This window comes from Roseixanthobacter liquoris (assembly GCF_043195135.2).
In the GTDB taxonomy this organism is placed as follows: Bacteria; Pseudomonadota; Alphaproteobacteria; order Rhizobiales; family Xanthobacteraceae; genus NCEH01.
This window is the reverse complement of sequence record NZ_CM195537.1, coordinates 885,741-905,198: the sequence shown is the minus strand read 5'-3', so window position 1 is coordinate 905,198 and position 19,458 is coordinate 885,741. Positions and strand designations below refer to the sequence as shown.

Annotated in this window: 14 protein-coding genes; 5 read left to right on the top strand and 9 right to left on the bottom strand. The window is 68.1% G+C overall.

The window, feature by feature from the left end; all coding sequences use genetic code 11:
• Window positions 1-27 precede the first annotated feature (27 nt).
• The 3 genes from V5F84_RS04100 (at window position 28) to V5F84_RS04090 (ending at window position 4,322) form a co-directional block, all read left to right on the top strand.
• Complete coding sequence (locus V5F84_RS04100) at window positions 28-1,710, top strand: thiamine pyrophosphate-binding protein (protein WP_394045071.1); 1,683 nt, start codon at window positions 28-30, stop codon at window positions 1,708-1,710.
• Window positions 1,711-1,802: 92 nt separating this feature from the next.
• Window positions 1,803-3,542: an L-arabinonate dehydratase gene (gene araD, locus V5F84_RS04095; protein WP_394045069.1), complete on the top strand. Its 1,740-nt coding sequence runs from the start codon at window positions 1,803-1,805 to the stop codon at window positions 3,540-3,542.
• Window positions 3,543-3,557: 15 nt separating this feature from the next.
• Window positions 3,558-4,322, top strand: a complete 765-nt coding sequence (locus V5F84_RS04090; RefSeq protein WP_394045067.1) for an aldolase/citrate lyase family protein — start codon at window positions 3,558-3,560, stop codon at window positions 4,320-4,322.
• A gap of 86 nt (window positions 4,323-4,408) precedes the next feature.
• Here V5F84_RS04090 and V5F84_RS04085 read toward each other — a convergent pair whose 3' ends face one another.
• The 4 genes from V5F84_RS04085 to V5F84_RS04070 all read right to left on the bottom strand — a co-directional run bounded on the left by V5F84_RS04085 (window position 4,409) and on the right by V5F84_RS04070 (window position 8,822).
• Window positions 4,409-5,134: a maleate cis-trans isomerase family protein gene (locus tag V5F84_RS04085; RefSeq protein ID WP_394045065.1), complete on the bottom strand. Its 726-nt coding sequence runs from the start codon at window positions 5,132-5,134 to the stop codon at window positions 4,409-4,411.
• Entirely contained in the window at window positions 5,131-6,486 is a 1,356-nt protein-coding gene (locus V5F84_RS04080; RefSeq protein WP_394045063.1) for an MmgE/PrpD family protein, read from the bottom strand. The genes V5F84_RS04085 and V5F84_RS04080 overlap by 4 nt, the downstream gene beginning before the upstream one ends.
• 81 nt (window positions 6,487-6,567) lie before the next feature.
• The gene (locus V5F84_RS04075; protein ID WP_394045061.1) at window positions 6,568-7,899 is read right to left on the bottom strand and encodes an MFS transporter; all 1,332 of its coding nucleotides are present in this window, start codon (window positions 7,897-7,899) and stop codon (window positions 6,568-6,570) included.
• Window positions 7,899-8,822 carry an alpha/beta fold hydrolase gene (locus tag V5F84_RS04070; RefSeq protein WP_394045059.1) on the bottom strand — a complete coding sequence of 308 codons (924 nt, stop codon included), beginning with the start codon at window positions 8,820-8,822 and terminating at the stop codon, window positions 7,899-7,901. The genes V5F84_RS04075 and V5F84_RS04070 overlap by 1 nt, the downstream gene beginning before the upstream one ends.
• Before the next feature lie 328 nt (window positions 8,823-9,150).
• Here V5F84_RS04070 and V5F84_RS04065 point away from each other — a divergent pair, with 328 nt between their 5' ends.
• Window positions 9,151-10,071, top strand: coding sequence for a LysR family transcriptional regulator (locus V5F84_RS04065; RefSeq protein ID WP_394045057.1), 921 nt, complete (start codon window positions 9,151-9,153; stop codon window positions 10,069-10,071).
• Between the two features lie 63 nt (window positions 10,072-10,134).
• On the opposite strand, the gene V5F84_RS04060 is transcribed toward V5F84_RS04065, so the two are convergent.
• Window positions 10,135-10,728 carry a TetR/AcrR family transcriptional regulator gene (locus V5F84_RS04060; protein ID WP_394045055.1) on the bottom strand — a complete coding sequence of 198 codons (594 nt, stop codon included), beginning with the start codon at window positions 10,726-10,728 and terminating at the stop codon, window positions 10,135-10,137.
• A 135-nt stretch (window positions 10,729-10,863) separates the two neighbouring features.
• Here V5F84_RS04060 and V5F84_RS04055 point away from each other — a divergent pair, with 135 nt between their 5' ends.
• Window positions 10,864-11,832, top strand: a complete 969-nt coding sequence (locus V5F84_RS04055) for an SDR family NAD(P)-dependent oxidoreductase (protein ID WP_394045053.1) — start codon at window positions 10,864-10,866, stop codon at window positions 11,830-11,832.
• Window positions 11,833-12,068: 236 nt separating this feature from the next.
• On the opposite strand, the gene V5F84_RS04050 is transcribed toward V5F84_RS04055, so the two are convergent.
• The 4 genes from V5F84_RS04050 to V5F84_RS04035 form a co-directional block, all read right to left on the bottom strand.
• Window positions 12,069-12,890, bottom strand: a complete 822-nt coding sequence (locus tag V5F84_RS04050; RefSeq protein WP_394045051.1) for a DsbA family protein — start codon at window positions 12,888-12,890, stop codon at window positions 12,069-12,071.
• A gap of 25 nt (window positions 12,891-12,915) precedes the next feature.
• A complete protein-coding gene (locus V5F84_RS04045) occupies window positions 12,916-16,761 on the bottom strand; it encodes a hypothetical protein (protein ID WP_394045049.1) in 3,846 nt (1,281 codons plus the stop codon).
• Window positions 16,758-18,038 (bottom strand): hypothetical protein, encoded by a 1,281-nt coding sequence (locus V5F84_RS04040; RefSeq protein ID WP_394045047.1) that lies wholly within the window; start codon window positions 18,036-18,038, stop codon window positions 16,758-16,760. The genes V5F84_RS04045 and V5F84_RS04040 overlap by 4 nt, the downstream gene beginning before the upstream one ends.
• Before the next feature lie 233 nt (window positions 18,039-18,271).
• Window positions 18,272-19,342, bottom strand: coding sequence for a DUF4892 domain-containing protein (locus V5F84_RS04035; protein WP_394045045.1), 1,071 nt, complete (start codon window positions 19,340-19,342; stop codon window positions 18,272-18,274).
• Between the last annotated feature and the right edge of the window lie 116 nt (window positions 19,343-19,458).

Sequence of the window (19,458 nt, the reverse complement as noted above, 5' to 3'; positions counted from 1 at the left end):
GGGCGCTTCGGATTGCAGGGGCCTATCATGCACAAGCCTTCCAGCCGCACGCGTGCGGCATCTCAAGTTCTCGTGGACGCGCTCGAAGGTCACGGGCTGCGCCATGCCTTCGGCGTCCCGGGGGAAAGCTATCTGCCCGTGCTCGACGCCCTGGCGGATTCGCGCATCGATTTCGTCGTGTGCCGCCAGGAAAGCGGCGCCGCCTTCATGGCCGAGGCGGCCGGCAAGCTCACGGGGCTGCCCGGCCTGTGTTTCGTCACGCGCGGCCCCGGCATGACCAATGCCAGCGCGGGCGTACACGTGGCGCAGCAGGATTCGACCCCGATGATCCTGATCTCGGGACAGATCTCGCGCGGCTTCCGCCATCGCGACGCGTTCCAGGAAATCGATCCCCGCGCCGTGTTCGGAACCATGGCGAAGCTCGTGATCGAGATCGACGATGCGGCCCGCATTCCCGAATTCGTCGCCCGCGCCGTGCGCGTGGCGACGCAGGGCCGCCCGGGTCCGGTGGTTCTGACCCTGCCGGACGACATGTTGGACGAACAGGTGGTGGTCGAGGACGTTCCCGCATTCGTGCCTTTGGAGATCGCGCCGGGGCACGGCGACATGGAGACGCTCGGCGCGTTGCTCCGGGCGGCGGAGCGGCCATTCGTGATCGTCGGCGGCTCGCGCTGGAACGAACAGTCGGTGGCGGCGCTGGTGCGCTTCGCCGAACGCTTCGATATTCCCGTCGGCGCCAGCTTCCGCCGCCAGATGTTGTTTCCCAACCATCACGCGGCCTATGCCGGAGACCTCGGGCCGGGCGCCAATCCCAAGCTCGCGCAGCGCGTCAAGGATGCCGACCTGATCCTCGCCTTCGGCACGCGCCTGTCGGAGATGCCGACCCAGGGCTACAGCCTGATTCCCATCCCCAATCCCGGCGTTGCCTTCGTGCATGTCCATGCCGGCGTCGAGGAACTGGGCCGCGTGTTCCAGCCCACCCTTGCGATCAACGCCACTCCGGGCGCCTTCGCCGCCGCGCTGGACGAACTGGAGCCGCCGGCCGACACCCGCCGCCGGGCGTGGCGGGAGGCGGCGCACGCGGATTATCTCGCCTGGTCGGAGCCGCTGCCTCAGGTGCCCGGGCCGGTGCAGATGAGCACGATCATGCACTGGCTGCGGCAGAATCTTCCCGCCGACACGGTGATGTGCAGCGGCGCGGGGAATTTCTCCATCTGGCTGCATCGCTTCTACCGGCATCCGGCGTTCGGCACCCAGCTCGCGCCGATTTCCGGAACCATGGGCTATGGCTTCCCGGCGGCGATCGCCGCGGCACGGCTCAATCCCGCCCGCACCGCCTTGTGCTTCGCCGGCGACGGCGATTTCCTGATGACCGGGCAGGAATTGGCCACCGCCATGCAATACGGGCTCGCGCCGAAGGTGTTTGTGATCGACAACGGCACCTACGGCACCATCCGGATGCATCAGGAGCGCGAATTTCCCGGCCGGGTCTTCGGCACCGACCTGAGAAATCCCGATTTTGCCGCCTATGCCCGCGCGTTCGGCGCCGACGGCTTCACCATCGCCGACGATCGGGACGCGATCCCGGTCATGGAGGCCGCCTTCGCGTCGCCCAATGCGGCGGTCATCCACGTCAAGCTCGACACCGAAGCGATCTCTCCCAGCACGACGATTTCCGCCCTGCGCGCGAAATCCCTGAACCGGGGCTGAGCAGCGCACGGCGACGGGCGGCGCGGCGGAACGCGGCACATCCCGGCACGACGGCAAATCGCGCCGTCGCCCTTCCAGACAAGGCTCGCCCCATGAAGCCTCACCTGAAGTCTCCCGAAACCCTCCGCAGCGCCCGCTGGCTGGCGCCCGACGATCTGCGCGGCTTCGGCCATCGCTCCCGCGCGATGCAGATGGGCTACGACCCGCAGGACTGGGCGGGAAAGCCGGTGATCGCCCTTCTCAACACCTGGTCGGACTTCAACCCCTGCCACGCCCATTTCAAGCACCGGGTGGAGGATGTGAAGCGCGGCGTGTTGCAGGCCGGCGGTTTTCCGCTGGAGCTGCCGGTCCATTCGGTCTCCGAAACCTTCCTCAAGCCCAGCTCCATGCTCTATCGCAATATGCTGGCGATGGAGACGGAGGAGGTGATCCGCTCCCATCCCGTCGATGGGGTGGTGCTGCTCGGCGGCTGCGACAAGAGCACGCCGGCCCTGCTGATGGGCGCCACCAGCGCGGGGGTGCCGGCCATCTATCTCCCCGCCGGCCCCATGCTTCCCGGCAATTGGAAGGGCAAGGTGCTCGGCTCCGGCTCGGATGCCTGGAAGTTCTGGGACGAGCGGCGCACGGGGAATATCGACGCGGCCCAATGGCAGGAGATCGAGGGCGGCATCGCCCGCAGCTACGGCCATTGCATGACCATGGGCACCGCCAGCACCATGACCGCCATCGCCGAAGCCATCGGCATGACCTTGCCCGGCGCCTCCTCCATTCCGGCGGCGGACGCGAACCACATGCGCATGAGCACGCAGACCGGTCGGCGCATCGTCGACATGGTGTGGGAGGACCTCACGCCGGCACGCATCCAGACCCGGGCGGCGTTCGAGAATGCCATCACGGTGGCGATGGCCATGGGCTGTTCCACCAACGCCATTATCCACCTCATCGCCCAGGCGCGCCGGGCCGGCTCGGACATCGGCCTTGAGGATTTCGACCGCGCCAGCCGCCGCGTCGCCGTCATCGCCAATGTGCGGCCGAGCGGCAGCACCTATCTGATGGAGGATTTCTATTTCGCCGGGGGCTTGCGCGCCCTCATGAAGCGCCTCGGCGACCTGCTCCATCTCGATGCGCTCACCGTGACCGGCATGAGCGTCGGCGAGAATATTGCCGACGCGGAGGTCTATGACGACGACGTCATCCGCACCCTGGACAATCCGATCTATCGGGAAGGCGCGCTGGCCGTGCTGCGGGGCAATCTCGCCCCCGAAGGCTGCGTCATCAAGCCGAGCGCCTGCGCGCCGCATCTGCTGAAGCATACCGGCCCGGCGCTGGTGTTCGACGATTACCCCGCCATGAAGGCGGCGATCGAGGACGAGACCCTCGATGTGACGGCGGACCATGTGCTCGTGCTGCGCAACGCCGGCCCGCAGGGCGGCCCCGGCATGCCGGAATGGGGCATGCTGCCGATCCCGAAGAAGCTGGTGCGGCAAGGGGTGCGCGACATGATCCGCATTTCGGATACCCGCATGAGCGGCACCAGCTATGGCGCCTGCATCCTGCACGTCTCGCCCGAGAGCTTCGTCGGCGGCCCGCTGGCGCTGCTGCGCACGGGCGACGCGGTGCGCGTCGATGTCGAGGCGCGGTCCATCGACATGCTGGTTTCGCCCGAGGAACTGGCGCGCCGCCGCGCCGGCTTCGTGCCCCCGCAACCGCGCTTCGAGCGCGGCTATGGCTGGATGTTCTCCCGGCACATCGGCCAGGCCCACGAGGGCTGCGACTTCGATTTTCTAGAAACCTCGTTCGGCACCCCCGCCGGCGAGCCGGACATCTTCTGAGCTGAGGACAAAACCGTGGAACTGCCCGTCAACACATTCAAGCGCGGCATCTATGCCGGCCAGCAACAGATCGGCCTGTGGAGCAGCCTTGCGAGCCACATCACGGTCGAGATCATCGCCGGATCCGGCTTCGACTGGCTGCTGCTCGACACCGAGCATTCGCCGAACGAACTTCCCATGGTGTTCTCGCAGCTCCAGGCCTGCATGGAGAATTCCGCCCATCCCATCGTGCGCCCGCCGGTGAGCGACCAGACCCTGATCAAGCGCTATCTCGACGCGGGCGTTCAGACCTTCCTCATTCCGATGATCGACACCGCCGAGCAGGCGGCGGCGGCGGTCGCCTATACGCGCTATCCGCCCCACGGCGTGCGCGGTTTCGCGGCCGCCTCGCGGGCCTCGCGCTTCGGCCGCGTGAAGGATTATTACAGCCGCGCCCATGAGGAGATCTGCGTGCTGGTGCAGATCGAATCGGAGGAGGGCATGCGCAATCTCGAAGCCATCGCCGCCGTGCCGGGCGTGGACGGCCTGTTCGTCGGGCCCGGCGATCTCTCCGCCGCCACCGGCTATCTGGGCGACCAGAACAACGAGGCGGTGGTGTCGCTGATCGAGGGCCTCGTCGGCCGGATCGGCGCCGCCGGAAACCGCGCCGGCATCCTCACCAGCGACGAGACCCTTGCGAAACGCTACATCAAGGCCGGATGCATCTTCACTGCGGTCGGTTCCGACGCCGGCATTCTGGCTCGGGGATCGGAAGCGCTGGCGAAGCGATTCAAGGCCTGAACCGGCCGCACCGCCCGGGTGATCCTCCGGTGATCGCCGAGACCGGATGTGTGCCGGCACGCTGACGCGCCGGCACACGCGTGGGGTCAGGCCCCCGCGAACAGCCGGCCGTAGCCGGGCCGGGGCTCGTGAATCCCGGCGATGCGCAGCGCGTTCCACATCATGCATCCGGCGGCCGAAAGCACCGGCTTGCCGATGTCGTTCTCCAATTGCTGCAAGGCCGCCAGCGTCGGCATGCCGACGCCGCTGAGGAACACGGCATCCACGCCTTCAACATAGGCCTGCCGCCCGGCCATGTAGGCGCGCTCCGGCGTCTCCTCGTAGATGTTGCGGACGCCTTCGAGGCGGGCATAGCGCGGCACTTCCACGCCATGGGCCTCGAAATGCGCCTTGCCCTCCAGCGTCACGTCCTCGCCATAGGGCGTCGCATAGCCGATGCGGCGGATGCCGAGATGCGCGAAGGCCGCGAGCGCGCTGCCGAAGGCGGTGACGAAGCGCGTTCCGGTCTCGCGCTCCACCTGCGTCACCAGCTCGGCCTCGCGCGCCTTGCCGATGGTATAGCTGGTGGCGGTGTGGGCCATCACGATGACGTTCGGGCTCAGCATGGCCAGCAGCCTGGAGGCCGCCGGCACGCTCGCGACCTGGCTGAGGTTGCGCTCCTCCTGGCCCGTGTGGGTCCCTGCCGGCCCGGATGCGTCCATGCGCGTGAAATGCACGGACACCCCCTTGGGGGCCAGCTCCGTCATTTCCGGCTCAACGGTGGGATTGCCGGGGGGAACCAGGAAGCCGATACGGGCTCTCCAACCAATCATTGCGCCGCCTCCGAAAGAATTCCTGCGCCGGTCTGTCCGTCGGTGGCACGCAGCAGCTGCGCCAGGATGCGGACGTCATCCAGCTTGTCGAGGGTGTGAACCATCTCGAGAATGCGCTCGCCGCGCGTCCCGAGCAGGGTGCCGGTGATGCGGGTGAACTTGCCCGCGATCTTCTGGCGGGTGGGATGCAGCGTCTCGCCTTCCCCGCCCCGCGCCGAGACCACCTGCCCGTTCGTGGTGCGGATCGCGACATCGACGATATCGGCACGGACGGGATCCAGGACGAGATCGATCTTGTCGGAAAGCGCCAGCACCTCGGCGTCGGTATAGTTCGAATAATATTCGAATTCGTCGATCGGCCGCCCGAGCAGCGCGGCGGCGATGCAGAAGCGCGCCGAAACGCGGGCGTTGAGCGCGCTCGCATAGGGCGCGATATTGGTGAAGCCCGGATTGGTATAGGTGAGGTCGGACACCGTGACCGTCACCTTCTCGATATCGGCGACGGCACGGCCCAGTTGCTCGGCGAGGCCGCGCGCCAGCGTCACGGGCGTCTGCACGAAGATGCAGACCGGATATTCCTTGTAGATGGTGTCGGAGATCAGGAAGCGTTCGCCGAGGCCGTCCACCGCGCGCGCGGCATGCTCGGCGGTATTGGCGACGGCCTTGTAGAAGCCGGCCTCGCCCTCGAATTCGAGCGGCGAAGCGGTGGCTCCGGCCCGCGCCATCAAGGCGGCCGTCGCGCCGTTGCGGGCGGCCATGCCGACATTCAGCTTCACATCCATCGTGCCGGTCAGGAAGCCGGCACCGATGCCGGCCGCGAACACGGCGGAGCAGCCGAGCGCATTGGCGGTCTGCTCGGCATCGAGATGCAGCAGCTTGGCGGCGGCGGCGGCGGCGCCGATGCAGCCGGCCACGCCCGTGGCGCGGAAGCGCGGCAGCATGCCCGGTCCGCCGAGATAGGCGCGGGCCACCACCTCATAGCCGATGACGAGCGCGGTGATGAGATCGCGGCCGCTCACGCCCTCCGCTTCGCCGACCGCCAGCGCGGCCGGAACCACCACGGCGCCGGGGTGGGACTTGGCAAGGAAGTCGTCCTGCGTGCGGCCATTGATCAAGGTCGCATTCACCAGCGCGGCGTCGACGATGGGATATCCGCCCGCGGCCCCGAAGATGGTCGCCGGCCCCTGGTTGCCCAGGGCGATCGCCATGGCGACGTTCGGCACCGGCAAACCGTTGGCGGCAATCCCGGTGGACAGGCTGTCCAGCAGCCGGTCCTTGGCCTGCTCGACCACTTCGGCGGGCAGATCTTCAAACCGCAAGCCGTGTGCGAACGCGGCCAGTCTTTGGCTCACTGTCAGTGGCCTCAAGGTGTCCATACGACCCTCCAGGGTGGAGAAAAGCGGGCCCGCCGGGGCGGCGCGCCCGCGAGGAGATCAGCCCGCGGACCGCAGGGAATCGGCCCCGACGGCCTTGCGTCCGCGGCGGTAGAGATAGAGGGTCGCCAGCATGCCGCAGAGGCCGCCCACGCCCATCCAGATGCCCGGCGCGCCGCGATCCCCCGTGGCGGCGATGAGCCAGGTCACGATGGCCGGGGTGAAGCCGCCGAAAGTGGCGACGCTCAGGCTGAAGGCGAGCGACCAGGCGGTGGTGCGCACTTCGAGCGGCATCACCTCGGTGAGGCCCGCGTACATGCCGGCGGTGTAGCCGCAATAAGCGAAATTCAGCCAGAGCAGGACGATCAACATGCGCGGGAAGCTCGGCGCCTCCACCAGCCAGTGCAGCACCGGATAGGCGGTGAGGATCATCAGCGCGGAGAAGGTGAGAAGAAGGCGCTTGCGGCCGATGCGGTCCGACAGCGCGCCCATCACCGGGAACATCACGGCGTTGAAGATGGCGCTCAGCAGCGACACCATGAGGCTGTCGAGGATGCTGAGATGAAGCACCGTCTTGCCGAAGGTGGGCGTGTAGATGCTCAGCAGATAGAAGGACACGCTTGTGCCGGTCACCAGCAGCATGCCGGCGATCACCACCTGGAAGTTCCGCGCCACGGAGCGGAAGATTTCCGCATTGGTGGGGCGGCGCTTGCGGGCCAGGAACGTGTCGGTCTCCACCAGCGAGCGCCGCAGGACGAACAGCAGCGGCACGATCATGGAGCCGATCACAAACGGGATGCGCCAGCCCCACTCGTCGATCTGCTGCGGCGAAAGCGCGACGTTGATGAGGTAGCCGATGACCGCAGCGAGGATGATGCCCACCTGCTGCCCGACCGCCTGCCAGGAGACGTAGAAGCCCTCGCGGCCGGGCGGGGCGATCTCGGTGAGATAGACCGCCACATTGCCCAGTTCCGCGCCGGCCGAGAGGCCCTGGACCAGGCGGCCGATGAGCACGAGGCAGGGGGCGAGGGCGCCGATCACCGCATAATTGGGGGTGAAGGCGATGAGCACCGTGCCGAGCGCCATCATGCCAAGGGTGATCAGGAGACCCTTGCGCCGCCCGACGCGGTCGACATATGCGCCGAGCACGATGGCGCCGACGGGCCGCATCAGGAAGCCTGCGCCGAACGTCATGAACGTCAGCATGAGCTGGGCATATTCGCTGTAGGACGGAAAGAACGCCCGGCTGATGCTGGTGGCATAGAAGCCGAACAGGATGAAGTCGAACATCTCCAGGAAATGTCCGCTGGTGATGCGCAGAACCGCCATGGGTCCCGCCTTCTGCTTTTCGGCCGCCTTGGGCACCGAGAGGGGTGCGACGATGTCGGTCATCAGATGTCTCCTGCGGCGCGGCGCATGCCGGATGCTGCTACGTAGGGTTGGCGGTGCCGGCCATCGGCCGTGGAATTGACGTGGGCGATGAAGGTTGCGGTGGCTGCGGCGCAGGCGTCCGGGTGGGTCGCCGCGATGTGATAGGAATCCGCCTCCACGAACCCCAGCTCGGAATTCGCGATGCGCTCCTGCAGCCGCCGGACGTCGGCGATCGCGGGGCGCTGGTCGTAGCCGGTGCGCGCGGAATCTCCGCCGGCGGATACGAGGAACAGGGTCGGGCACGCGATCCGTTCGGGATTGGGCGGACCGTCGAGACCGGGCAGCAGGCGCAGACAGGCAATCACCGCCTCCGGCGCGGCCTTGGCCATGAGCCTGATCCACCAGTCCAGGGCCACCGGCGGCAGCGAGGGGCCCATGCGGCCGGGCATGGTCATGCGCGCCCACCCCTCGACCCCGTTGCGCTCGACCTCGGCGACCCACTCCTCGACCCAGGGGCCGAGCGAGGCACGCGCCGACGCCAGCATGCCCGCGAGGGTCAGCGATGCGAGCCAGGACGGCTGGCGCTGGGCCAGTTCGCAGGCGACGAGGGCGCCGAGCTTGGTGGCCACCAGATGCACGCGGCGCGCGCCGAGGGCCGCGACCAGCCGCTCGATATCGTCCGCCCAGTCCGAAATCGCGAAGGCGCGCCCTTCCGGCAAGGGGGAGGAGCTTCCGAACCCGCGCAGGTCCGGGCGCACGACGCAGTGGCGGCGCGCCAGATGCGGCACCCAGGGACGCCAGATCGCCGCTTCCTCGGCAATCCCATGCAGCATCACCACAGTGTCCGGCGTGCTCCAAGGATCGGAAAAATCATCCGCGCAATAGGCCAGCTGCGCATCGGGCCCGACAGCCAGGATGAACTTGTGCTCAGCTGGCGAGATCATGGCTTGACCCCGAGCGCCTGCTTCGCTCCAGATTCCGGCTGAGACAGGATCTGGCAGTCACGATTTTTGTCTTGAACTGGACGCGCGCCATCTCTCGCCTGAAGCGAGTTTGGTGCCCCGACATGATCCTCTCCTATTTTGATTATTATTGTTATTTTGGTCTTGACGTCTCTCTCCGAACATTTCTCGAAGATATTTTCCCGATCCGGGATGTTGCTTCCCGCCATTGCCCCAGTTCGTCGGATGGCCAGATAAGGACATCAGATCAACCCCTTGACAATCATCCGCCACACAAACCATCTTTTCAAAAAGCGAAAAGATCGAGGCCATGGATACACTCGCCCATATGCAACTCTTCCTGCGCGTGGTGCAGGGCGGCAGCTTGTCGGCGGCGGGGCGGCAGATCGGCATCTCGCCAGCTTCGGTGTTTCGCGGCATCAACGCGCTCGAAGACAGCCTCGGCGTGCGGCTGCTCAACCGGACCAGCCGGAAACTGACGCTCACCGAGGCGGGGCAACTGTATCTCGCCCGGATCGAGCCGATCCTCAGCGAAATCGAGGGCCTGAACGCTGAGATCGGCCAGCTACAGGTGACGCCGCGCGGCACGCTGCGCGTCCATGCCCGCATGTCGTTCGGCAACCGGCAACTCGCGCCGCGCCTGCCGGATTTCCTCTCCCAGCATCCGGGCTTGTGCGTCGACTTGCGCCTGTCCGACCGGCCGCTGGATCTGGTGGACGAGAATATCGACGTGGCGCTGCGCGTGGGCGAGGTGAACAGCCCGTCGCTGATGATCCGCAAGCTGGTCTCCAGCCGGCGCGTGGTGTGCGCGAGCCCCGCCTATCTTGCGCGCAATCCCCGCCCCGAACGGCCCGAGGATCTGACGGCGCACAATTGCCTGACCTTCTATTCCGAGTTCAATCAGCCCATCTGGCGCTTCATGAAGGACGGCGAGCTGACCGAATGCCGGGTCCGCGGCAGCCTGCAATCGGATGGAGGCGACGTGCTGCGCCTCGGCGCTCTGAAGGGGCTCGGGGTGGCGCTGCTGCCCACCTGGAACATCGGCCCCGACCTCGAGGACGGCAGCCTCGTCGCGCTGTTGCCGGGGTACCAGGCGACGCCGTTTGGCTTCGACGATTCCATCTACATCGTCACGCAGAAGGTGCGCCATCGCTCGCTGAAGGTGCAGCTCTTCATCGATTTCTGCCTGAAATCGTTTCGCGATCGCCAGGATTGGAAGATCTCCGCGTAACGCTCCCCGAAGACCGGGCGCCCATCCACAGGCGCGCGCGCCGCTCCGCTTCTGGCGCAGCCCCTACCGCCCCCTGCCGCCGGTGCTAATTCCCACGACGAGGATATCGACGAGGCGCCGTGCGGCCTGCTTCCAGTTCGCGCCGGCGCTGATGTTGGCCACCCCGGCCAGGGCGCGCAGCAGGTCCAGGGGGTCGATGTCCAGCTGGATTTCCCCGCTCGCCACGGCCCGATCCACCAGCAGCGCCATGGCCTGCTTGGCCTGCGCCCCGGACGCGGCATAAAGGTCCGTCGGCCCGGCAACGAGCGAGTTCATGGCTTCGGACATGCCGTGCTTGGTGCCGAGATAGTCCACGAACAGCAACAGCCATTCCCGCAGCGCCTCGACGGGCGGATGCGTCTGGGCCAGCCGCGCGGCCGCTTCGCCAAGCTGGCGGGTCTCATTGCGATACACCGCCTCGATCAACGCGTCGCGGGTGGGAAAATGGCGATACAGCGTTCCGATGCCGAAGCCGGCGGCCCGCGCGATCTCATCGAGGCTGGCCTCGGACCCTTTTTCCGCAAACGCCGCCTTGGCGGTTTCGAGCAGGCGCGCGCGGTTGCGCTGCGCATCGGCGCGCGGCTTGCGAACGGGACCGGGCGCGCCGGGATCGATCACGCAAATCACCCCTTGATAAACGGAGGGCTCCTCCGTATTTGAAAGCGGAGACAACCTCCTCTTATTTCATCAACGGCCGAGGGGCAATGGCGCCCCAGCCGGCAGGAGGAGCGCGTCCGCCATCAGGAGAGTGTCATGACCCGACCTTTCGGAGCAAACTCCACCACCGACGACGTGCTTTCGGGCATCGATCTGCGGGGTAAGCGCGCCCTCGTCACCGGCGTTTCCGCCGGCCTCGGCGTTGAGACCGCGCGAGCACTTGCCGCGCATGGCATGCAGGTCGTCGGCGCGGCGCGCGATCTTGCCAAGGCCGAGGCGGCCACCGCCCGCGTCCGTTCAGAAGCCGCGAACGGCGGCGGCCTCGAGCTGGTCCAGCTCGACCTCGCCTCGCTGGCCAATGTGCGCGCCTGCGCCGACCGCTTGCTCGCGGACGGGCGGACATTCGATCTGGTGATCGCGAACGCCGGCGTGATGGCGACGCCCCTCGGCCATACCGCCGACGGCTTCGAGACCCAGTTCGGCACCAATCATCTCGGGCATTTCGTGCTGGTCAACCGCATCGCCGCGCTGATCGCGCCGGGCGGCCGCCTGGTCAACGTGTCGTCCGCGGGCCACCGCTATTCGGACGTCGATCTCGAAGACCCGAACTTCGCGCACACGCCTTATGAGCCGCTGGTCGCCTATGGCCGGTCCAAGACCGCCAATATCCTGTTCGCGGTGGCCTTCGACCGTCGGCACCGGGCGCGCGGCGTCCGCGCCACCGCCCTGCATCCGGGCGGCATCCAGACCGAACTCGGGCGCCATATCGGCTATGCCACGCTCGAACAGATGCTCGCGCGGATCAATGCGGACCTCGCCGCCGAGGGCAAGCCGCCGTTCCAGTGGAAGACCATTCCGCAAGGCGCCGCGACCTCGGTTTGGGCCGGCGTCGTGGCGGATGCCGCGGCGGTGGGCGGCCGCTATTGCGAGAATTGCCATGTATCGGAGGTGACCGAGGGGCTGATCAATGCCGGCAGCGAAGGCGTGCGCGGCTATGCGCTCGATCCCGAGCACGCCGAGGCATTGTGGACCAAGAGCGAGGACATGGTCGGCGAGCGCTTCTGAGCCTCCGCCAAGACCAGAAATCCGCCCAATCCGCGCACGGCCCTCGCCGGCTCGTGCGCGGACTTTTTTGGGATCGGGCAAGAGCCGGCATGCACCGCGTGCCCTTCGCGCGTGATGCGTTGAGAGTCTCGAACCGACCGCCCCGGCGGCTCGCCCTCAGGAAACGGGATGCGCTTTGCGGACGCCCTGGGCAGGGATCGCGCAGATTCACATCGTCTGGCGTCCCGCAATCTCCGTCAGCGCGGGCGGGCGGAGGCGATCTTGTTCTTTAGGGTTTCGGCGCCCACGGCTCCGGGAACAACGCCACCCGCCACCACATAGGCCGGAGTGCCGTTGATGCCCAAGGCGCGCGCCAGGTCGCGACTCTCGGCGAGCGCCTTGTCGACCTCGGGGCTGGATACGTCCTTCTCCAAGCGCGCCATGTCCGCGCCGGCGGAGGCCGCGGCCTTGAGCGCGCTCTCGCGGTTCGCCTGGCCCCGGTCCGACAACAGGGTCCGGTGATAGGCGAGATACTTCGTGCCGGAGGGATCCTGCATGTTGAGCGCGACGCCGATGCGCGCCGCCTCCGCGGAGCCGGGGCCGAGGATCGGCAGTTCCTTCAGCACGATCTTGAGTTTCGGATCGTCCTTCAGCAGGAACACCGTGTCCTGAAGCGCGCGTTTGCAATAGCCGCAATTGTAATCGAAGAACTCCACGAGCGTGACGTCGCCGTTCGCATCGCCGAGCGTGACCTGCCGGCTCGAATTGAAGAGCGCGTCCGCGTTCTGCTTCACCGCCGCCGAACGGTCCACCATGGGGGGCGCGGCCTGAGCGGCCGGGGCCGGGGCCGGGGCGCCGCCGCGCTTGCCCATCATGTCGATGATGGCCTGCTGGAGCACCTCGGGATGGTCCGAGAGATATTGCTTCACCAGCGGGCCGACCACTTCGGGATGGGCGGCAAGATAGCTGCGGACCACGTCCTCGATCTCCGCCCGCGTGGCCTGGGCACGCGCCGGCGGGGACGCGAGGAGCGCGGCCGCCAGAAGCGCGGCCGCCGGGAACGCAAGTCCGAACGACATGATGCGCCGCCTCAGGAAAGCGGGCCTATCGGATCGCGGGTGCATTGGGATCCTGCTGTTGTTGTTGGCGGCGTTGCGGGGGCGTGGTCTGCGCCGGCGCGGAGCGGGCGGGCGCCGTCTGGGTTTGCGGCGCCGGCCGGGTCGCGGGGGCGGCGGGTTTCGGCGCTTGCCTCTGGGGTGCCACCACGGATGGCGCACCTTGCGGCAACGCGCGGATGATCCCAGGAATCGGCCCGTTGGGGAGGATGGGGCGGATCGTCTCCGGCGGCCGCTGGCGCTCGGGTGCCGGGCGATTGGGCAGGGGACGCGCGGGATGAGGCGGTTGCTCCGCCGGGCGCTTGGGCACGGGACGCGCCGGCTGCGCGGCGGGCCGGTTGGGTAGCGGGCGAGCCGGTTTCGCCTGGGCGGGCGGCTGGCGAACCGGGGGCGGCCCTGCGACGGGTGGCGGAGGTGGCGGCAGGCGCAAGGGCGGCGCCATGAGAAGGCCGGGAATGGCCGGGGCGATGGCGGGGCCCGGGCCGCCCTGGGCGAGGCAGCGGCCGTCCTTCACGAAGGCATTGGCGCAGCAGGCGCCGTCGCTGGTGCGCGTGTAGCCGGCCGCGCAGCCTTCGGGCAAAGCGGGGGTGCCGGTGAGCGGGCCGCAAACGCCGTTCTTCACGGTGGTGGCGCAACAGGCCTGCGCGCCCCCCGCATTGGTGTAGATGCGCTCGGTCCGGCAGCACACGCCGGTCACGCGCGTCTCGCCGCTGGCGCAGGCGGGGCTGGAGATGCAGGCGCGGCGGTTCCTCGGGTCCGGGACCTGGCCGGCCGGGCAGCATGTGCCGGTTGCGGTAATCTGGCTCACCGCGCAGCAGGCGCCGCCCACCGCGAGGGTGGAGCCGGCGATGCAGCAGGCGCCGCCCGTCGGGGTTCCGCCCTCACCCGGAGGCGGCGTGCCGACCTTGATCGTGGGCGCGCACTGGTCCTTGTTCGCCCCGGCGGGGCTCTGGCCGGCGGGGCAGCAGATCCCGTTCGAGGTGATCTGGCCCTGGAGGCAGCAGCTGCCCTTGTTCGCGGCATAACCGGCGGGGCAGCATTTCGGGTCCGTGGAATTCGGCCCGCATTGCGGCGTCAGGCTGTCACCGGTCAGCGGGCCGCCGCCGCATTGGCCGTTGGCGAGCGGCTTCGCGCAACACGCCTGCGCGCCAGCCTTGTCCTGATAGATCCGGTCCGACGGGCAGCACGCCCCGGCCGCGCCCGCGGGCGCGCCGGCGCCGCACAGGCTCGCTGCGCAGGCGCCGCCGGGCTTCAGATCGTCGGGCGCGCAGCATTTGCCGGCCACCAGCTTGCTCGGGACGGGGCAGGCCGTGAAGGCGCATGCTCCCCCCGCCGCCGCCGATTGCCCGGGCGGACAGCATCCGCCGGCCACCATGTTCTGCGTCCATCCGCTCGGGCAAGCCTGGGGCGGCGGAGGCGTGGGCTGGCAATCCGCCGCGCCGGGGGCGCAGGCTTTCGGGGGTGTCGCGGCACAGATGCCGCCCGGGCACACGGCGTCCAGAAGCGCGCAGCCGGGCATGCCGGGGGTGCAGCCCTGCGGCGGGGGCGGGGCGCAGGCGCCATCGGGGCCGATGGGATAAAGGCCCGGCAGGCAGTTGAACTGGATCTTCCGGCACTGGCCGGAGGGGGCATCCAGCGTGAAGCCGGCGGGGCATTCGGCCATCGGCGGCATGCAGCCCTTGGCGGGATCATAGAGCGAGCCCGGCGGGCAGCCGATGATGACCTGCCCGCAAGCGCCGGTCTTCGGGTCGATGGCGGAGCCGGCGGGGCAGCACTGCCCGGTGGCCGTCACCGCCGAGCCGGGCGCGCAGCATTGGGGCGCGGGCCATGCGGTGCCGCCGAGGCACAGGGGAACGCACTGTCCGTTCAAGCCCAGTTGCTGGCCCGGCGGGCAATGGAGCTGCGCCTTGGAGGGGGCGCAGACGGTGCCGATGCCGGGAAGGGCCTGCTTCGACCAGCCCGCCGGGCAGATGCCGGCGGAAAGCACCGGCGATGCGCTGGCGCAGGAGAGCGCGCCCATGTTCACCACCGGCTTTGCACCGCCGATGCAGGCGATGGCCTCGGGCTTCTGGGGATCGTAGCTCGCCGCGTCGAAGCCGAGCGCGCACAGCTTCTGGCTGAACGCATCCGTGGCTCCGTCGGGACAGAGCGGGCGGCACTGGCCGCCGGGCCCCGGCACGGTGCCGGCGGGGCAGCACTGGAAGCCGGGCTTCTGCTGGTCGGTGGGACAGGCGAGCTTCGGCGGCGCAGGCGGCATGGGCAGGCCCCAGCCGCCACCCGCCCACCACCAGCCGAACCAGCCGGGCAGCATCCAGCCGCCGCGCAGCACCGGGCCACAGGCGCGCCAGATGGCCATGTCGCCCATATGGCCGGCCACGGGGCCTGGATCGAAGCGGCCGTCGTAATCGAGGAAATAGGAGCTGAGCGGCGGCGTGTTCATGGGCCGCACCGTCCAGAGCGGGTTGCCCTGGAGGCCGTCCACATCGGCCGGCCCGCCCGGCCGCAGCCGGTCCGCCAGCGCCTTGTCCCCGGTCTGGCGCAGGGCCTCGCCCGTCATCCAGAGGAAGCCGCCGCAGGCGCCGCGATCGATCCGCCCGGACCGGTCATAGGCATAGCCGACCGCGAGGCCGCCATTGCCGTTGCGCAGCTCGCCGGCAAAGCCGAGGGCATATTCGTCCGGCTCCGGCTGCCAGGTGCGCGCCATTCCCGGGAACGGCGCGACCAGCTGGTAGCGCAGCGCGCGGCCGATGCCCGGCTGCGCCAGCAGGCGGAAGTCGAAGGCACCGCTGGGCGCGGCACGCTGCGCCAGCAGCATGCGGCCTTCATCGTCGAAGGCGATCTTGGAAATCTCGGCCTCCCCCACGCCCGGCGGCACGGCCAGCTCGAACGTGGGATCGGCGAAGGCCGGCGGCACATCCGGCGGCGTGAAGGCCACCGACCAGACCTGCGCACCATCGGCCACCGCGTAGAACAGCCGGCCACCGCGCACGGCAAGGCCGTAGACGCGCCGCTCCGGCGCCGCATAATTCCAGGTGGCCGGCTGGTCCGGCAAAAAGGCGGGATTTTCGATGTCGAGCCGAAGCGTCGGATCGAACGCCACCTCCGGCAGGCCGGCGGCGCGGCGCCCCGCGAGGCCGTGATCGTAGCGGGCAAGCTCGCGGCCCGCCATGTCCAGGCGATGGATGAGGCCGCTTTCCCGATCCGAGACGAAAAGCGTGTTGCTTTCCCCGTCGAACGCCAGGTTGCCGAGGGCGGCGCCCGAATTGAGCCGGCCCTCCGGGGCAATGGTCGCGAACAGGCTGACGGCGCCGGTCACCCCGTCCAGTTTCCAGATGGAGCCGGGGCCGCCCCTGGGGTCCGCCACGCCCCACAGGCCCGGCATGAAGCGCGCGCCGGGACCGGCGACGTTCACGTGGGTCCAGGTGCCGTCTTGGCCCTGCGCCACGATGGGCAGGCCGTAAGCGGAGGTGGCGGAGACATAGATGTTGGGCGGCACCTGATTGTCCAAAGCGACGCCGAACACCTGGCCGATCTGGCCGGCGGGAAATGCAAAGGGCGTGCGGCCCGGTACAAGCTGGGCCGCGGGCGGGCCGCCCATGTCCTGAAGGTCGAAGACCTGCAGCGAGGCGCCGTTGGGATCGATGAAGGTATAGGCGTTCGGGTCGATGCCAGGCGGGATCTGGACCGGCGGACGGGCGCCGGAAAAGCCCGTGACGGCCGCATCGCCCGGCGCCAGAAGACCGCGCGGCGGGGTCTGCGCACCGAGCGGCTGAGCGAGGAGGAGGGCGGCCAGCCCGGCACAGAGCGCGGCGGCGGTTCTGCGAAGCATGGTCATGGGGCCGCCGGCTTCAGCTTGGTGTTGATGTTCTGCGGCTTGATCGGTCCCGTGGGCGCCGCCGGCTTCAGGGACAGCGGAACGCAATTGCCGCTGACAGGATCGGGCTGCATGCCGATCGGACAGCATTCCCCACAGGATGCGGCTTGGGAGGGATTGCAGCACACGCCGCTTGCCAGCATCACCTGTCCTGCATCCGCGCATGGCGACGTGCACTTGCCGTCGATCAGGATGTCGCCCTCCTTGCACCCGCAGCTGAACGTGCAGCTCTGCGTGTCCTTGGAGAGCACCACCTGGGTGGCGGGACAGGAGAAATCGCATTTCGGCGGGGGCTTCTGGCACTGCCCGTCATCGCCCACCGGCATGCCATTGGGGCACATGCAGATATAGGCGCCGGCACCGGTGTCGCTCAGCGGCTGCGTGTTGTCCGGGCATCGGCAATTGAGGTAATTGTAGCAATTGCCCGGCGGGCTATCCATGAAGTATTCGGCATGCTGCATGGCGGGTGGGCAGTAGCAGTAATTGCCGGTATTGGACCTCGCGATGGTGTTGGAAAAGCAATAGCTTCCTTCGCACCGATAGCCGGTGACATACGAGCCATCGAGATATTTACCGAAGCACTGGTCGTATTCGCCCACGCTCTGGACATTGCCGTCCAGGTGATAGAAAGGCCCGCTGGCGTCCTTGGTCCGGGGGTCCGGCCGGCAATCGATGAGCTGCGGAGGTGGCGGCGGCTTCGCATCCTCGCAGGGGGCGAAGTTGCTGGAAATGTTGTCGTGGAACCAGTCCTGCGCATCGCACAGCGCCGAAGCGACGCAACTGCTGATCTCGCCATAGACCGCGCCCGGGCCCTCCCACTGGGCCACCTGGCAGGCGCAGGAGACGGTATCGAGCGCGCCGCCGAGATCTGCCGACGTGGCGCTCGCATCGGCCAGGGCCGGCACATAGGATTTCAGCTGCTCCTGCTGCCCCGCCGGGACATTGTCCCAATAGCTGGCCGCCTGCTTCTGGAGGTTGCTGGCGGACTCCTTGATGCCCTCCACGTCGGTGCAGAAGCTCTTGCCCTGCGGCGTCTGGGTAAAGCCGATCATGAACGCGGTGAGGGCATAGAAATAGGGATTGGCCGACTGGGCCGCGCAGGATGCGGGCGCGGTGTTGTAGGTATCTTTCGCCGCCTGGGCGATATCCGCGAGGCTGCAACTTGGCGTGGCCTGTGCCGGGAGGGCCAGAAAGCCGGCCGATATTATGAGCGCGATACGCAGGACCGTGCGCCGCATACCGCAAAGCTTGTCTCGTGCCACGTCGCCGCCCCCAGCGAAATGCCATCGCCCCTTCCTCTGGGGCATCCCTTACGGCGGATCTTACGCATTTCCGGCCTCTTGTCTTGGCCGCCGGCTGGTTTCCAGATCAAATATTTCAGTTCCATAACATGCCGCGACGAGGTGCAGTGCAGCGAGCCCTGCACGACTGAATGAATGCTGCACATTGCTTATGGGTCAGCCCCGACGCCCTATTGCTCGACCAGTTCCACCCGTCGATTCTTGGCCTGCCCGTCCTCGGTGCGGTTGCTGGCCAGCGGGGCAAGGGGCCCCAGGCCGCGTGCGGTCATGCGCTTCGGGTCGATCCCGGCCTTCGCGAGGGCTTTCGCCACCGCATCGGCCCGCTTGTTGGACAAGGTGACGTTGTAGTCGAGCGTTCCCTTATTGTCCGTGTGGCCCGTTACATAGACCTTGAGCGTGGCGTTTTCTTTCAGGAACTTCGCCATTTCCGCGAGCTGAGGCTCGGAGTCCGCCTTGATGTCCGCTTTGTCGAAATCGAACTGGATTCCGTAGAACACGGCCTTCCCGTCCGCCGCCATCTTGCCGGTGATCTGCTCCGCGCTGACCACTTCCATGCGGCGGTCCATGGCCTTGGGCTCGACGATCTCCACCAGCACGGCGGCCCGATCGGAAAAGGCGCGGGAGGCGTCCCCGAAACTTCCCCCCCGGTTCACGGCCGCGTAGAGGCCCACATAGGTGTCGCCCTCCGCGCCGGCCTTTTTCATGAGCACATAGCGCAGGTCCACCACCTGATCGAACACCGCGTCCACCATCCCGCGCCGGAGCTGGTCGTAATTGGCGCCGATCACCTTGGTGGCCGGCTTGTCCCATTTGTATTTCAGAACGGCGAAGCTCTCGCCGCATTCGTCGCCGGAGCAGCGATAGACCGGCTCGAAACCCTTGGCGGCGAGCGCATCGACGAAGTTTGTCAGCACTTCCAGGGACGAGCGCCCGGCGGGCGCCACATAGATGGAGCGCGTGACCTTGCCCTGCGCCGTCACCACCGCCTTGAACTTCTTGCTGTCCGAATAGGTGGAGCCTTCCGCCGGCCCGCTCGGCAATGTCAGTTCGTCGAAGGCCTTCGCGGTCTGCGCCAGGAGAACGGAATCCTTGTAGCGGCCGGTGAGAGGATTGTCGGCGGCGCCGGCCACATCCTTCTGAAGGATGGTTTCGTAGGTCACCTGCGCGGATGCAGGCCCGGACGCGACCGGCACCGCCGCCGCGAGCGCCGACAGCAAGGCGAGCATTCTGAACGGCGCCATTCCAGCCATCCCCCCCAAGGACAACGTCGGCCCTTATCCTACGTCAAGCCCACCCGAGAGCGGAAGAGGGCGGCACCGCCCGATGATCCGGCGCACCGGGTCCAGCGCCGGTCAAG

What these genes read in the sequence shown, in the direction of transcription:
- V5F84_RS04100 (WP_394045071.1), top strand. Translation starts at nt 28, where the DNA reads ATGCACAAGCCTTCCAGCCGCACGCGTGCGGCATCTCAAGTTCTCGTG.
- araD (WP_394045069.1), top strand. Translation starts at nt 1,803, where the DNA reads ATGAAGCCTCACCTGAAGTCTCCCGAAACCCTCCGCAGCGCCCGCTGG.
- V5F84_RS04085 (WP_394045065.1), bottom strand. Translation starts at nt 5,134, where the DNA reads ATGATTGGTTGGAGAGCCCGTATCGGCTTCCTGGTTCCCCCCGGCAAT.
- V5F84_RS04075 (WP_394045061.1), bottom strand. Translation starts at nt 7,899, where the DNA reads ATGACCGACATCGTCGCACCCCTCTCGGTGCCCAAGGCGGCCGAAAAG.
- V5F84_RS04070 (WP_394045059.1), bottom strand. Translation starts at nt 8,822, where the DNA reads ATGATCTCGCCAGCTGAGCACAAGTTCATCCTGGCTGTCGGGCCCGAT.
- V5F84_RS04065 (WP_394045057.1), top strand. Translation starts at nt 9,151, where the DNA reads ATGGATACACTCGCCCATATGCAACTCTTCCTGCGCGTGGTGCAGGGC.
- V5F84_RS04055 (WP_394045053.1), top strand. Translation starts at nt 10,864, where the DNA reads ATGACCCGACCTTTCGGAGCAAACTCCACCACCGACGACGTGCTTTCG.
- V5F84_RS04050 (WP_394045051.1), bottom strand. Translation starts at nt 12,890, where the DNA reads ATGTCGTTCGGACTTGCGTTCCCGGCGGCCGCGCTTCTGGCGGCCGCG.
- V5F84_RS04045 (WP_394045049.1), bottom strand. Translation starts at nt 16,761, where the DNA reads ATGACCATGCTTCGCAGAACCGCCGCCGCGCTCTGTGCCGGGCTGGCC.
- V5F84_RS04040 (WP_394045047.1), bottom strand. Translation starts at nt 18,038, where the DNA reads ATGCGGCGCACGGTCCTGCGTATCGCGCTCATAATATCGGCCGGCTTT.
- V5F84_RS04035 (WP_394045045.1), bottom strand. Translation starts at nt 19,342, where the DNA reads ATGGCGCCGTTCAGAATGCTCGCCTTGCTGTCGGCGCTCGCGGCGGCG.